Source organism: Pseudomonas sp. MWU16-30316 (genome assembly GCF_020515645.1).
Lineage (GTDB): Bacteria > Pseudomonadota > Gammaproteobacteria > Pseudomonadales > Pseudomonadaceae > Aquipseudomonas > Aquipseudomonas cerasi.
Genome location: NZ_JAIZAZ010000001.1, coordinates 1 through 14,944 on the forward strand (window position 1 = coordinate 1; position 14,944 = coordinate 14,944).

Sequence of the window (14,944 nt, forward strand, 5' to 3'; positions counted from 1 at the left end):
TGCCTGCAAAAACCAGCGTGAAAACACGTTTTCGTTTCTATGCATCATGCCTCAGCGTGGCTATGATGCGTGCCTTATTGCCAGGCGATTCCAAATGCTGACCTTGTTAAAGCTTCTTGCCGATGGTGCGTTTCATTCCGGACAGGTATTGGGCGATGCCCTCGGCATAAGTCGCAGTGCTGTCTGGAAGCAGCTCCAGCAGCTTGAAGCGGATCTGGGCATAGATGTCCACAAGGTGCGTGGTCGTGGTTATAGACTCGCGACGCCTATTTCTCTTCTAAGTCCTGGCGGTATCGAACAGTCAGGCTTTCCTGCCAACTGGTCTGTTCGCACTTACGATTCCATCGACTCGACCAACGCTGAGGCCGCACGCCTGATCGCTCAAGGCGTTCCTCTGCCTGTACTGGTGGTGGCCGAGCAGCAGACTTCCGGAAGAGGGCGACGTGGTCGAAAGTGGGTAAGTCCCTTTGCTGAAAACCTGTATTACAGCCTGGTCCTGCGCATCGATGGCGGGATGCGTCAGCTGGAAGGCCTCAGCTTGTTGGTGGGGCTCGCGGTGATGAATGTCCTGCGTGATATGGGCGTCCAGGGCGCAGGCCTCAAGTGGCCAAACGACGTGCTTGTTGGCAGGCAGAAGATCGCCGGTATTTTGCTCGAGCTGATTGGCGATCCGGCGGACGTTTGTCATGTGATCATCGGGATAGGGGTGAACGTAAACATGCGTTCCTCCAGCGAGGTGGATCAGCTATGGACGTCGATGAGGCTTGAGACAGGCGGCCTGGTTGATCGCAATCAGGTCGCCGCTCGTATAAGCACCCAGCTTGAGGCTCTTATGGCGGTTCATCGCACGGAGGGCTTTGCAGCATTTCATAAGGAGTGGGAGCGTGGGCACTTGTGGCAGGGGGCTGCGGTCAAGCTGCTCTCGGGGGTGGAGGTCGTGGAGGGAGTAGTGTTGGGGGTCGACTCACTTGGAGCGCTGCGGTTGGAGGTCAATGGTGTGGAAAAAAGCTTTAGTGGTGGTGAGCTGAGCCTGAGGTTGCGAGATGATTCTTGAGCTCGATTGCGGCAACAGCTTCATCAAGTGGCGCATTACCGCTAAAAGCGATGCAGCAGTGGTCAGCGGCGGTGTTGTGGACTCTGACGCAGCCTTGTTGGAGCACCTGCGTAATCTACCTGACACAACGTTCAGCGACTGCCGTCTGGTAAGTGTCCGCAGCGCCGAAGAAACGGCGCGTCTGGTTGCTGTCCTGGCTGATGCGTTCTCGGTTGCCCCCGTCTGCGCAGTGCCTGCCCGCGAGCTGGGAGGGGTGATCAATGGCTATGACGATTTCGAACGTCTCGGCCTGGATCGCTGGCTGGCTTTTGTAGGTGCGTACCATCTTGTCAAACGTGCATGCCTGGTGATTGATCTGGGCACTGCCGTGACATCTGATTTCGTCGACGCCGGCGGCGCGCATCTTGGTGGCTTCATCTGTCCTGGGATGCCCTTGATGCGCAATCAGTTGCGCACCCATACTCGTCGCATCAGGTATGACGACACAGAGGCGGAAAGGGCGTTGGTTCGTCTAGTTCCCGGGCGGGCGACCGCAGAAGCGGTAGAGCGCGGCTGCTCGCTGATGCTTCGGGGGTTTGCAGTGACTCAGGTCGAGATAGCTCGTGGGTATTGGGGGGACGACTTTGCTATTTTTGTGACGGGCGGTGACGCTGCTCTGGTTGCGGATGTGCTGCCAGGAGCCCGAATTGTTCCTGATCTGGTCTTCGTGGGGCTGGCTCTCGCCTGCCCTTTGCGTTGAGGTCTTTATGCGTTGGTTATTTCTTCTGCTGTTGATGCTTAATGCCTTTTATTACATCTGGCATCAGCAGGAGGCTCCGCTCAGGGCCAAGGAGGTCATGCCCTTGTCGTTGCACCGTGCTTCTCAGCAGGATATCCGTCTGCTCAGCGAATCGGATGCTGGCCGGGCGTCCCACGATCCTGACACTAAATGCCTGTACGTTGGTGGCTTTGCCAGGCAAGAGGACGCGCGCCTGGTAGAGCAGCGATTGAACAGCCTGGATATCCAGTCTCAATATCAGTCAGTGCAAACGAGCGGGTCGACCGCCTACTGGCTGAAAATTGCGCCGGAAAGTCGACGCCTTGTCGAAGCAGGCTTGATCAGCCAGCTGAGTCAGGATTTCCCGCAATTAAAAAATCAAATAATGTCGTGCGAGGGCATTGCAACTGCTGATTAGTTTACATAGAATGGCGCCCGCTTCGCAGTGAGGTGAAAGTCTCACGAACGAAGTGGTAGTAGTCAACGCATGTAACCTCAGGTTTTTACTGAGAAAAAGGTTGACAGAAGGGTAGCATGAGTTGAGAATGCTGCCTCGCTTAGGAGGGGTTCCCGAGCGGCCAAAGGGATCAGACTGTAAATCTGACGTCTACGACTTCGAAGGTTCGAATCCTTCCCCCTCCACCAGATTTAGCGCGAGCTGCAAGTTGTGCGGGTATAGTTTAGTGGTAGAACCTCAGCCTTCCAAGCTGATGATGCGGGTTCGATTCCCGCTACCCGCTCCAGGCTTGTGGTTCATGCATAGTGTTTTGCTCTTGTAGCTCAGTTGGTAGAGCACACCCTTGGTAAGGGTGAGGTCAGCGGTTCAAATCCGCTCAAGAGCTCCATTGATAAAGGCAGATATGAAAATATCTGCCTTTGTTTTAGGCGGTTCCGCGCTGCGTGCGCCGTCTAAAGCTTATTCGGAGGGCGTCGCCTGTTTGGTGCTCTCCGAATAAGGTGTTGAAAAACTCTTGTCAGGTCCGCATAATGGTCGGCCTGATTTTGCTTTTAGGTCAGTAGCTCAATTGGCAGAGCGACGGTCTCCAAAACCGTAGGTTGGGGGTTCGATTCCCTCCTGACCTGCCAGATTCCCTAGATGTAATCTGGCTTTCTTTTCACAGGATCTCCGTAGATGAATCCCAAGGCTGAAGCATCAGACTCTCGCTTTGATATGCTGAAGTGGCTCCTGGTAGTCGTTTTGGTTGTCGTGGGTGTTGTCGGTAATCAGTATTATTCTGCTGAGCCGATCCTGTATCGCGTTCTCGCTCTCCTTGTGATTGCCGCAGCCGCTGCATTTGTAGCGCTGCAGACAGGCAAGGGTAAGGCTTTCTTCGTTTTGGCGAAAGAGGCCCGTGCCGAGATCCGTAAAGTCGTATGGCCTACTCGCCAAGAAACCACTCAAACCACGTTGATCGTTGTGGCTGTTGTGCTGGTTATGGCGTTGCTGTTGTGGGGGCTCGATTCCCTGCTCGGCTGGCTTGTTTCCTTGATAGTTGGCTAAGGGTGTCCCGTGGCTAAGCGTTGGTACGTAGTGCATGCTTACTCGGGTTACGAGAAGCATGTCATGCGCTCGTTGATCGAGCGTGTGAAGCTGGCAGGCATGGAAGATGGCTTCGGCGAAATTCTGGTTCCCACTGAAGAAGTGGTCGAAATGCGTAATGGCCAGAAGCGCAAAAGCGAACGCAAGTTCTTCCCAGGTTATGTGCTTGTTCAGATGGACATGAATGAGGGTACTTGGCACTTGGTCAAGGACACCCCGCGTGTCATGGGCTTCATCGGCGGTACCGCTGACAAGCCTGCTCCCATCACTGATAAAGAGGCAGAAGCGATTCTGCGTCGTGTCGCTGATGGTAGCGACAAGCCGAAGCCGAAGACGCTGTTCGAGCCAGGTGAAGTCGTTCGTGTCACCGACGGTCCGTTCGCTGATTTCAATGGCACGGTCGAAGAAGTTAACTACGAAAAGAGCCGGATTCAAGTGGCGGTGCTCATTTTCGGACGCTCTACTCCGGTAGAGCTGGAGTTCAGTCAGGTCGAAAAGGCATAACTGAGCTGGAATCCCATACCCCGCAGCCCAAGGCTGTGGGGTTTTTTCGTCACTGGGATATACGCGTAAGTAACCGGGGAGCCTTTGTTGGCGCTTGAACCCGTAATTGGAGTGCCTCATGGCCAAGAAGATAACCGCATACATCAAGCTGCAAGTGAAAGCCGCTCAGGCTAACCCAAGCCCGCCAGTTGGTCCTGCTCTGGGTCAGCACGGTGTGAACATCATGGAATTCTGCAAAGCGTTCAACGCCCGTACTCAGGGTATTGAGCCAGGCTTGCCGACACCAGTGATCATCACTGTATACAGCGACCGTAGCTTCACTTTCGAAACAAAAAGTACCCCTGCATCGGTTCTGCTGAAGAAAGCTGCAGGCTTGACCAGCGGCTCGGCTCGCCCGAACACCGTTAAAGTTGGCACCGTGACTCGTGCTCAGCTGGAAGATATCGCTAAAGCAAAAAATGCGGATCTGACTGCAGCTGACATGGAAGCGGCCGTGCGTACCATCGCCGGTTCCGCTCGTAGCATGGGCCTTAACGTGGAGGGTGTGTAATGGCTAAGCTGACCAAGCGTCAAAAGGCAATCGCCAGCAAGATCGAAGCTGGTAAATCCTACAACTTCGTAGACGCTGCTGCTCTGCTGACCGAGCTGTCGACTGTCAAGTTCAGTGAGTCTGTAGACGTTGCTGTTAACCTGGGTGTTGATCCTCGTAAATCCGACCAGGTTGTACGTAGCGCTACTGTACTGCCACACGGTACCGGTAAGACTGTACGCGTTGCAGTTTTCACCCAGGGTCCTGCTGCTGAAGCTGCTCTGGCTGCCGGTGCTGACCGCGTTGGTATGGACGATCTGGCCGCTGAAATGAAAGCTGGCGATCTGAACTATGACGTCGTTATCGCTTCCCCTGACGCAATGCGCGTTGTGGGTCAGCTGGGTCAGGTTCTCGGTCCTCGCGGTCTGATGCCAAACCCGAAAGTCGGCACTGTTACTCCTGACGTTGCTAACGCCGTCAAGAACGCCAAGGCTGGTCAGGTTCGTTATCGTACCGACAAAAACGGCATCATCCACACTTCCGTTGGCAAGGTCGGTTTCGACGCTGTCAAGCTGAAGGAAAACGTTGAAGCCCTGATCGCTGATCTGAAGCGTATCAAGCCTGCTTCTTCGAAAGGTATTTACGTCAAGCGCATCACCCTGAGCACCACTATGGGCCCAGGCCTGGTCATCGACCAGGGTTCGTTGGAAGCGTAAGACAAAATGGTACGGTGATTGATGCCGTACCATTTGAAAGATTGGGGTCCCTGCCTGGCGGGGGCTATCCAAGACCGTAGGCGACGCAAGTCTTAAACCACAAGCCTACGCAGATGGTGCTCCCGGTTCCTTACCGAATCAGACACCAAAACGACATCTGGCTTCGGTCGGATGAAACGGTAACAAGCAGGAGTTAAACCCGTGGCAATTAAACTCGAAGACAAGAAGGCCATCGTCGCTGAAGTCAACGAGGCTGCCAAAGCTGGTCTGTCCGCTGTCGTGGCTGATGCCCGTGGCGTGACGGTTGGCGCAATGACCGGACTCCGTAAAGAGGCTCGTGAAGCTGGCGTTTACGTACGTGTTGTACGTAACACCCTGCTCAAGCGCGCTGTTGCTGACACTGAATTCAGTGTCCTCAACGACGTGTTCACTGGCCCGACCTTGATCGCGTTCTCCAATGAACATCCTGGCGCTGCTGCCCGTTTGTTCAAGGAATTCGCTAAAGGTCAGGACAAGTTCGAGATCAAGGCAGCTGCGTTCGAGGGCAAGTTCCTCGCAGCTAATCAGATCGATGTACTGGCAAGCCTGCCGACCCGTGACGAAGCAATTTCTCAGCTGATGAGCGTGATTCAAGGCGCTACCAGCAAGTTGGCTCGTACTCTGGCGGCTGTTCGCGACCAAAAAGAAGCAGCTGCAGCCTAAGGCTGAGTCAGATCTTTTCGCGTATTTTTGTTTATTTTGATGGTCGCGTAGGCCGTCCCCCAATTCAGGAAATTGAGTCATGTCCATCTCTCAAGACGATATCCTTAACGCCGTAGCTGAAATGTCCGTTCTGCAGGTTGTAGAGCTGATCAAGGCTTTCGAAGAGAAGTTCGGCGTTACTGCTGCTGCTGGCTCTGCTGGTCCTGCTGCTGCAGCTGCTGTTGTTGAAGAACAAACTGAATTCAACGTCATGCTGCTGGAAGCTGGCGAGAAGAAAGTAAACGTGATCAAGGCAGTTCGTGAACTGACCGGTCTGGGCCTGAAAGAAGCCAAGGCTGTAGTTGACGGCGCTCCTGCCCAGGTTCTGGAAGCAGTGTCGAAAGACGCAGCTGACAAAGCAAAAGCTACCCTGGAAGAAGCAGGCGCTAAAGTCGAGCTGAAATAAGCATCGATTTTGAGTGTCCAGCCCACGCGTTTAGCGAAAGGCTGATGGCTGGTGGCTTTTGCCACCGGCCTTTTTCCGTTATAGACGATTGGCGCTGTCAACGTCTGTAACGAGTGGCATCCACCGATGGCGGTGGCGCAAACCAAGGGGTTTGCAAGATTTTCTGGCTGCTTCCGTCGGGAGGGAGCCAAACAAGCAGGTGACCAAGCTGGGGAACGCTGATGGCTTACTCATATACTGAGAAAAAACGTATCCGCAAGGACTTTAGCAAGTTGCCGGACGTAATGGATGTGCCGTATCTCTTGGCCATCCAGCTGGATTCGTATCGCGAATTCCTGCAGGCGGGAGCGACCAAAGATCAGTTCCGCGACGTCGGTCTGCATGCAGCCTTCAAATCCGTTTTCCCGATCATCAGCTACTCCGGCAATGCTGCGCTGGAGTATGTAGGTTATCGCTTGGGCGAACCGGCATTTGATGTCAAGGAATGCGTGCTGCGCGGTGTGACTTACGCAGTACCTCTGCGAGTCAAGGTCCGTCTGATCATTTTCGACAAAGAATCGTCGAACAAAGCGATCAAGGACATCAAAGAGCAAGAAGTCTACATGGGTGAAATCCCCCTGATGACTGAGAACGGTACCTTTGTAATCAATGGCACCGAGCGCGTTATCGTGTCTCAGCTTCACCGTTCGCCTGGCGTATTCTTCGACCACGACCGTGGCAAGACGCACAGCTCCGGCAAGCTGCTGTACTCCGCTCGTATCATTCCTTACCGCGGTTCGTGGCTGGACTTCGAGTTCGATCCGAAAGACTGCGTATTCGTCCGTATCGACCGTCGTCGCAAGCTGCCTGCGTCCGTACTTCTGCGCGCTCTGGGTTACACCACCGAGCAAGTGCTTGATGCTTTCTACACCACCAACGTATTCCATGTGCGCGGCGAAAACCTGAGCCTGGAACTGGTGCCTCAGCGCCTGCGTGGTGAAATTGCCGTTCTGGATATCCTGGACGACAAGGGCAAGGTCATTGTCGAGCAGGGTCGTCGTATCACTGCCCGTCACATCAACCAGCTGGAAAAGGCCGGGATCAAAGAGCTGGAAGTGCCTCTGGACTACGTCCTGGGTCGCACTACAGCCAAGGTCATCGTGCATCCGGCAACCGGTGAGATCATTGCCGAGTGCAACACCGAACTGAACACTGAAATCCTGGCCAAGATCGCCAAGGCTCAGGTTGTTCGCATCGAAACGTTGTACACCAACGACATCGACTGCGGTCCGTTCGTCTCCGACACACTGAAGATCGACTCCACCAGCAACCAACTGGAAGCGCTGGTCGAGATCTATCGAATGATGCGTCCTGGCGAGCCGCCAACCAAGGATGCCGCTGAGACACTGTTCAACAACCTGTTCTTCAGTCCTGAGCGTTACGACCTGTCTGCTGTAGGCCGGATGAAGTTCAACCGTCGTATCGGTCGTACTGAAATCGAAGGCTCGGGCGTGCTGTGCAAGGAAGACATCGTAGCGGTCCTCAAGACCCTCGTTGATATCCGTAACGGCAAAGGCATCGTCGATGACATCGACCACCTCGGTAACCGTCGCGTTCGTTGCGTTGGCGAGATGGCCGAGAACCAGTTCCGTGTAGGTCTGGTCCGTGTCGAGCGCGCTGTCAAAGAACGTCTGTCCATGGCAGAAAGCGAAGGCCTGATGCCTCAGGACCTGATCAACGCCAAACCTGTTGCGGCGGCGGTCAAAGAGTTCTTCGGTTCCAGCCAGCTGTCCCAGTTCATGGACCAGAACAACCCGCTGTCCGAGATCACGCACAAGCGTCGTGTTTCCGCGCTCGGCCCTGGCGGTCTGACGCGTGAGCGCGCCGGCTTTGAAGTTCGAGACGTTCACCCGACTCACTACGGCCGTGTGTGCCCGATCGAGACGCCTGAAGGTCCGAACATCGGTCTGATCAACTCCCTGGCGGCCTATGCCCGCACCAACCAGTACGGCTTCCTCGAGAGTCCGTACCGTGTGGTCAAGGAAGGTCTGGTCACCGAAGAGATCGTCTTCCTTTCGGCGATCGAAGAAGCGGACCACGTCATTGCTCAGGCTTCGGCCGCAATGAACGACAAGCAAGAGCTGATCGACGAGCTGGTTGCTGTGCGTCACTTGAACGAATTCACCGTCAAGGCGCCAGCCGATGTCACCCTCATGGACGTTTCGCCCAAGCAGGTTGTCTCGGTAGCTGCATCGCTGATTCCGTTCCTCGAGCACGATGACGCCAACCGTGCGTTGATGGGTTCGAACATGCAGCGTCAGGCTGTTCCTACTCTGCGTGCCGACAAGCCGCTGGTAGGTACTGGCATGGAGCGCAACGTTGCTCGCGACTCCGGCGTTTGCGTCGTGGCTCGTCGTGGTGGTGTGATCGACTCGGTTGACGCCAGCCGTATCGTTGTCCGCGTTGCTGATGATGAAGTTGAAACAGGTGAGGCGGGTGTAGACATCTACAACCTGACCAAATACACCCGTTCGAACCAGAACACCTGCATCAACCAGCGTCCGCTGGTCAGCAAGGGTGACCGTGTTCAGCGTAGCGACATCATGGCCGACGGCCCGTCCACCGATATGGGTGAACTGGCGCTGGGTCAGAACATGCGCATCGCGTTCATGGCCTGGAACGGTTTCAACTTCGAAGACTCCATCTGTCTTTCTGAGCGTGTTGTTCAGGAAGACCGCTTCACCACGATCCACATTCAGGAACTGACCTGTGTGGCACGTGACACCAAGCTTGGGCCAGAGGAAATCACAGCTGACATCCCTAACGTGGGTGAAGCTGCTCTGAACAAGCTGGACGAAGCGGGTATCGTTTATGTAGGTGCCGAAGTCGGCGCCGGCGACATCCTGGTCGGTAAGGTCACTCCGAAAGGCGAGACTCAGCTGACTCCGGAAGAAAAACTGTTGCGCGCGATCTTCGGTGAGAAAGCCAGCGACGTTAAAGACACCTCCCTGCGTGTACCAACCGGTACCAAAGGTACTGTCATTGACGTTCAGGTCTTCACCCGTGATGGTGTCGAGCGTGATGCGCGTGCCCTGTCCATCGAGAAGTCGCAACTCGACGAGATCCGCAAGGATCTTAACGAAGAGTTCCGTATTGTCGAAGGCGCTACTTTCGAACGTCTGCGCTCTGCGCTGGTGGGTCGTGTAGCAGAAGGCGGCGCTGGCCTCAAAAAGGGCCAGGAGATCACTAACGAAGTGCTCGACGGTCTTGAGCATGGTCAGTGGTTCAAGCTGCGCATGGCTGAAGATGCTCTCAACGAGCAGCTCGAAAAGGCTCAGGCTTACATCGTTGATCGTCGTCGTCTTCTGGATGACAAGTTCGAAGACAAGAAACGCAAACTGCAGCAGGGCGATGACCTGGCTCCAGGCGTTCTGAAAATCGTCAAGGTCTACCTGGCAATCCGTCGCCGCATCCAGCCGGGCGACAAGATGGCCGGTCGTCACGGTAACAAGGGTGTGGTCTCTGTGATCATGCCGGTTGAAGACATGCCGCACGATGCCAATGGCACGCCGGTCGATATCGTCCTCAACCCGCTGGGCGTACCTTCGCGTATGAACGTTGGTCAGATTCTCGAAACCCACCTGGGCCTCGCGGCCAAAGGTCTGGGCGAGAAGATCAACCGCATGCTCGAAGAGCAGCGTAAGGTTGCTGAGCTGCGCAAGTTCCTCAACGAGATCTATAACGAAATCGGCGGTCGTCAGGAGTCTCTGGAAGACCTCTCCGACAACGAGATTCTGGACCTCGCGAAGAACCTGCGTAACGGCGTACCGATGGCTACCCCGGTTTTCGACGGTGCCAAGGAAAGCGAAATCAAGGCAATGCTCAAGCTGGCAGATATGCCGGAAAGCGGCCAGATGCAGCTGTTCGACGGTCGTACCGGCAACAAGTTTGAACGTGCTGTAACGGTTGGCTACATGTACATGCTGAAGCTGAACCACTTGGTGGACGACAAGATGCACGCGCGTTCCACTGGTTCGTACAGCCTGGTTACCCAGCAGCCGCTGGGTGGTAAGGCACAGTTCGGTGGTCAGCGTTTCGGGGAGATGGAAGTGTGGGCGCTGGAAGCATACGGCGCGGCGTACACTCTGCAGGAAATGCTCACAGTGAAGTCGGACGATGTGAACGGTCGTACCAAGATGTACAAAAACATCGTGGACGGCGATCACCGTATGGAGCCGGGCATGCCCGAGTCTTTCAACGTGTTGATCAAAGAAATCCGTTCGCTCGGTATCGATATCGATCTGGAAACCGAATAACACGTGACGCGAATCGGGGGCAGGGCGGTATTGCCTGCTCCCTGCTCCGCCAGGAGGAAAAGCCTTGAAAGACCTACTGAATTTGCTGAAAAACCAGGGTCAAGTCGAAGAGTTCGACGCAATCCGTATCGGACTTGCATCGCCTGAGATGATCCGCTCTTGGTCGTTCGGTGAAGTTAAAAAGCCGGAAACCATCAACTACCGTACGTTCAAGCCTGAGCGTGACGGTCTGTTCTGCGCCAAGATCTTTGGCCCGGTAAAAGATTACGAGTGCCTGTGCGGTAAGTACAAGCGCCTGAAGCACCGTGGTGTCATCTGCGAAAAATGCGGTGTTGAAGTAGCACTGGCCAAGGTTCGTCGCGAGCGCATGGCTCACATCGAGCTGGCTTCGCCGGTTGCTCACATCTGGTTCCTGAAATCGCTGCCGTCCCGTATCGGTTTGCTGATGGACATGACCCTGCGTGATATCGAACGTGTTCTCTACTTCGAGAGCTATGTCGTTATCGATCCAGGCATGACTACCCTTGAAAAAGGTCAGCTGCTGAACGACGAGCAGTACTTCGAAGCGCTTGAAGAGTTCGGTGACGACTTCGATGCCCGCATGGGTGCCGAGGCTGTCCGCGAGCTGCTGCACGCTATTGACCTGGAGCACGAAATTGGCCGCCTGCGCGAAGAAATTCCGCAAACCAATTCCGAAACCAAAATCAAGAAGCTGTCCAAGCGTCTGAAATTGATGGAAGCCTTCCAGGGTTCCGGCAACCTCCCTGAGTGGATGGTGCTGACCGTTCTGCCGGTTCTGCCGCCAGATCTGCGTCCTCTGGTTCCGCTTGACGGTGGCCGTTTCGCGACGTCCGACCTCAACGACCTGTATCGTCGAGTGATCAACCGTAACAACCGTCTGAAGCGCCTGCTGGATCTGTCCGCTCCCGATATCATCGTGCGCAACGAAAAGCGCATGCTGCAGGAAGCGGTCGATGCACTGCTCGACAACGGCCGTCGCGGTCGTGCGATCACAGGTTCCAACAAGCGTCCTCTGAAATCCCTGGCTGACATGATCAAGGGTAAACAGGGTCGTTTCCGTCAGAACTTGCTCGGTAAGCGTGTTGACTACTCGGGTCGTTCGGTAATTACCGTAGGTCCGACCCTGCGTCTGCATCAGTGCGGTCTGCCGAAGAAGATGGCTCTCGAGCTGTTCAAGCCGTTCATTTTCGGCAAGCTGGAAATGCGTGGCCTGGCCACGACCATCAAAGCTGCCAAGAAGATGGTCGAGCGCGAGCTGCCAGAGGTCTGGGACGTTCTCGCTGAAGTGATTCGCGAACACCCGGTGCTTCTGAACCGTGCGCCAACGCTTCACCGTCTGGGCATCCAGGCGTTTGAACCGGTACTGATCGAAGGTAAGGCTATTCAGCTGCACCCGCTGGTCTGTGCTGCGTACAACGCCGACTTCGACGGTGACCAGATGGCCGTTCACGTGCCTCTGACGCTGGAAGCTCAGCTCGAAGCCCGTGCACTGATGATGTCGACCAACAACATTCTGTCGCCAGCCAACGGTGAGCCAATCATCGTTCCTTCGCAGGACGTTGTACTGGGTCTGTACTACATGACCCGCGAAGCGATTAACGCCAAGGGCGAAGGTCGTGTATTTGCGGATCTGCAGGAAGTCGACCGCGTATTCCGCGCCGGCGAAGCGGCTCTGCACGCCAAGGTCAAGGTTCGTATCCACGAAACGGTCAACGACCGTGATGGTGGCAGCGTCAAGAACACCCGTATCGTCGACACCACTGTCGGCCGTGCGCTGCTGTTCCAGGTGGTTCCGGCCGGCCTGTCCTACGACGTTGTCAACCAGCCGATGAAGAAGAAGGCGATCTCCAAGCTGATCAACCAGTGCTATCGCGTGGTTGGCCTGAAAGAGACCGTTATCTTCGCTGACCAGTTGATGTACACCGGTTTTGCCTACTCGACCATTTCGGGTGTTTCCATCGGCGTTAACGACTTCGTTATCCCTGATGAAAAAGCTCGCATCATCGACGCGGCTACCGAAGAAGTTAAAGAGATCGAAAGTCAGTACGCCTCCGGCCTGGTAACCCAGGGCGAGAAGTACAACAAGGTAATCGACCTTTGGTCCAAGGCGAACGACGAAGTCTCGAAAGCGATGATGTCGAACCTGTCCAAAGAGCGTGTTATCGACCGTCACGGCGTCGAAGTTGATCAGGAATCCTTCAACTCGATGTACATGATGGCTGACTCCGGGGCGCGTGGTTCTGCTGCCCAGATCCGTCAGCTGGCCGGTATGCGTGGTCTGATGGCCAAGCCTGACGGCTCCATCATTGAAACGCCGATCACTGCGAACTTCCGTGAAGGTTTGAGCGTACTTCAGTACTTCATCTCTACTCACGGTGCTCGTAAGGGTCTTGCGGATACCGCACTGAAAACCGCTAACTCCGGTTATCTGACACGCCGTCTGGTAGACGTCGCTCAGGATCTGGTGGTTACCGAGGTTGACTGCGGTACCGAGCACGGTCTGCTGATGACACCGCACATTGAAGGCGGTGACGTTGTGGAGCCGCTGGGTGAGCGCGTACTGGGTCGAGTCATCGCCCGTGACGTATTCAAGCCGGGCACAGAAGATGTCATCGTGCCTGCTGGCACGCTGGTAGACGAGAAGTGGGTCGAGTTCATCGAGCTGAACAGCATCGACGAAGTCATCGTTCGTTCGCCAATCAGCTGCGAAACCCGCTACGGCATCTGCGCCAAGTGCTACGGTCGCGACCTGGCACGCGGTCATCAGGTCAACATCGGTGAAGCTGTCGGCGTAATCGCTGCACAGTCGATCGGTGAGCCGGGTACCCAGCTGACAATGCGTACGTTCCACATCGGTGGTGCGGCAAGCCGGACCTCGGCAGCCGACAGCGTTCAGGTGAAGAATGGCGGTACTGTCCGTCTGCACAACCTGAAGCACGTCGAGCGTGTTGACGGTCACCTGGTTGCGGTATCCCGCTCCGGTGAGCTGGCAATCGCAGATGACTTCGGTCGCGAGCGTGAGCGTTACAAGCTGCCATACGGTGCAGTGATTTCGGTGAAGGAAGGCGACAAGGTCGACGCTGGCTCTATCGTGGCCAAGTGGGATCCGCACACTCACCCAATCGTCACCGAGATGAAAGGTACTGTTACCTACGTAGGCATGGAAGAAGGCATCACGATCAAGCGTCAGACAGACGAATTGACCGGTATGACCAACATTGAAGTGCTCGACGCCAAAGACCGCCCGGCTGCCGGCAAGGACATCCGTCCTGCTGTGAAGATGGTCGGTCTGGATGGCAAGGATCTGTTGCTGCCTGGTACTGACGTACCGGCCCAGTACTTCCTGCCGGCCAACGCCCTTGTTGGTGTTGCTGACGGTGCGCAGATCGCGATCGGTGATGTTATCGCTCGTATTCCGCAGGAAACTTCGAAGACTCGTGACATCACCGGTGGTCTGCCGCGTGTTGCCGACCTGTTCGAAGCGCGTCGTCCGAAAGAGGCGTCGATCCTTGCAGAAGTCAGCGGTACCATCGCATTCGGTAAAGAGACCAAGGGCAAGCGCCGTCTGGTCATTACCCCGAACGACGGTAGCGATCCGTACGAGGAACTGATTCCGAAGTGGCGTCACCTGAACGTCTTCGAAGGCGAGCAAGTGAACCGCGGCGAAGTTATCTCCGACGGCCCGAGCGATCCACACGACATCCTGCGTCTGCTGGGTGTGAGTGCGCTGGCCAAGTACATCGTCAACGAGATTCAGGACGTATACCGTCTGCAAGGCGTGAAGATCAACGACAAGCACATCGAGACGATTCTGCGTCAGATGCTGCGCAAGGTTGAAATTGCCGAGTCTGGCGATTCCAGTTTCATCAAGGGCGACCAGATGGAATTGACTCACGTACTGGTAGAAAACGAGCGTTTGAGCACGGAAGACAAGTTTGTTTCCAAGTTCACTCGCGTGTTGCTGGGTATCACCAAGGCATCGCTGTCCACCGAGTCGTTCATCTCCGCGGCCTCCTTCCAGGAGACAACCCGCGTACTGACCGAAGCGGCTGTGACCGGCAAGCGCGATTACCTGCGCGGCCTGAAGGAAAACGTGGTCGTGGGTCGTCTGATCCCGGCCGGTACTGGTCTGGCTTATCACAGCGAGCGCAAGCGTCGTCGTGAAATGGACAAACCGACCCGTGTCAGCGCGAGCGAAGTAGAAGCAGCTCTGACGGAAGCGTTGAACTCCAGCGGTAATTGAGACCAGAGCCTCGGCATTTTTCACCTGGCAGACAGCACCTTTCGTGCTGCCTCGCCCGGTGAGGACGTCGGGGCTTTGTCTTGACTGGGGGCGGGATCCTCTTTAGACTCTTGTACCCCTAAATTTGGCGGGGCCTGT

General features: G+C 55.7%; 11 protein-coding genes and 4 tRNA genes. All 15 read left to right on the forward strand.

Going from position 1 to position 14,944, the window contains the following annotated elements; genetic code table 11:
• Positions 1-94: 94 nt before the first annotated feature.
• The 15 genes from birA to rpoC all read left to right on the forward strand — a co-directional run bounded on the left by birA (position 95) and on the right by rpoC (position 14,806).
• Positions 95-1,054 (forward strand): bifunctional biotin--[acetyl-CoA-carboxylase] ligase/biotin operon repressor BirA, encoded by a 960-nt coding sequence (birA, locus tag LCH65_RS00005; RefSeq protein WP_175550586.1) that lies wholly within the window; start codon positions 95-97, stop codon positions 1,052-1,054.
• Positions 1,044-1,793 carry a pantothenate kinase gene (locus LCH65_RS00010; RefSeq protein ID WP_058397043.1) on the forward strand — a complete coding sequence of 250 codons (750 nt, stop codon included), beginning with the start codon at positions 1,044-1,046 and terminating at the stop codon, positions 1,791-1,793. The genes birA and LCH65_RS00010 overlap by 11 nt, the downstream gene beginning before the upstream one ends.
• A 7-nt stretch (positions 1,794-1,800) precedes the next feature.
• Positions 1,801-2,229 carry a hypothetical protein gene (locus LCH65_RS00015; RefSeq protein ID WP_003369046.1) on the forward strand — a complete coding sequence of 143 codons (429 nt, stop codon included), beginning with the start codon at positions 1,801-1,803 and terminating at the stop codon, positions 2,227-2,229.
• 142 nt (positions 2,230-2,371) lie between these two features.
• Positions 2,372-2,456, forward strand: a tRNA-Tyr gene (locus LCH65_RS00020).
• Positions 2,457-2,480: 24 nt separating this feature from the next.
• Positions 2,481-2,554 (forward strand) — tRNA-Gly (locus LCH65_RS00025).
• 26 nt (positions 2,555-2,580) lie between these two features.
• A tRNA-Thr gene (locus LCH65_RS00030) sits at positions 2,581-2,656 on the forward strand.
• A 165-nt stretch (positions 2,657-2,821) separates the two neighbouring features.
• A tRNA-Trp gene (locus LCH65_RS00035) sits at positions 2,822-2,897 on the forward strand.
• Positions 2,898-2,943: 46 nt separating this feature from the next.
• A complete protein-coding gene (gene secE / locus LCH65_RS00040) occupies positions 2,944-3,312 on the forward strand; it encodes a preprotein translocase subunit SecE (protein WP_002555502.1) in 369 nt (122 codons plus the stop codon).
• Positions 3,313-3,321: 9 nt separating this feature from the next.
• Positions 3,322-3,855, forward strand: coding sequence for a transcription termination/antitermination protein NusG (gene nusG / locus LCH65_RS00045; protein ID WP_002555501.1), 534 nt, complete (start codon positions 3,322-3,324; stop codon positions 3,853-3,855).
• Between the two features lie 118 nt (positions 3,856-3,973).
• Complete coding sequence (gene rplK / locus LCH65_RS00050; RefSeq protein ID WP_002555500.1) at positions 3,974-4,405, forward strand: 50S ribosomal protein L11; 432 nt, start codon at positions 3,974-3,976, stop codon at positions 4,403-4,405.
• Positions 4,405-5,100 carry a 50S ribosomal protein L1 gene (rplA, locus tag LCH65_RS00055; protein WP_002555499.1) on the forward strand — a complete coding sequence of 232 codons (696 nt, stop codon included), beginning with the start codon at positions 4,405-4,407 and terminating at the stop codon, positions 5,098-5,100. The genes rplK and rplA overlap by 1 nt, the downstream gene beginning before the upstream one ends.
• 201 nt (positions 5,101-5,301) lie before the next feature.
• A complete protein-coding gene (gene rplJ, locus LCH65_RS00060) occupies positions 5,302-5,802 on the forward strand; it encodes a 50S ribosomal protein L10 (protein WP_003431816.1) in 501 nt (166 codons plus the stop codon).
• 79 nt (positions 5,803-5,881) lie between these two features.
• Positions 5,882-6,247 (forward strand): 50S ribosomal protein L7/L12, encoded by a 366-nt coding sequence (gene rplL / locus LCH65_RS00065; RefSeq protein ID WP_003317111.1) that lies wholly within the window; start codon positions 5,882-5,884, stop codon positions 6,245-6,247.
• Positions 6,248-6,468: 221 nt separating this feature from the next.
• Positions 6,469-10,542 (forward strand): DNA-directed RNA polymerase subunit beta, encoded by a 4,074-nt coding sequence (gene rpoB / locus LCH65_RS00070; protein ID WP_003431815.1) that lies wholly within the window; start codon positions 6,469-6,471, stop codon positions 10,540-10,542.
• A gap of 64 nt (positions 10,543-10,606) precedes the next feature.
• Positions 10,607-14,806: a DNA-directed RNA polymerase subunit beta' gene (rpoC, locus tag LCH65_RS00075; RefSeq protein WP_003431814.1), complete on the forward strand. Its 4,200-nt coding sequence runs from the start codon at positions 10,607-10,609 to the stop codon at positions 14,804-14,806.
• Positions 14,807-14,944: the final 138 nt, after the last annotated feature.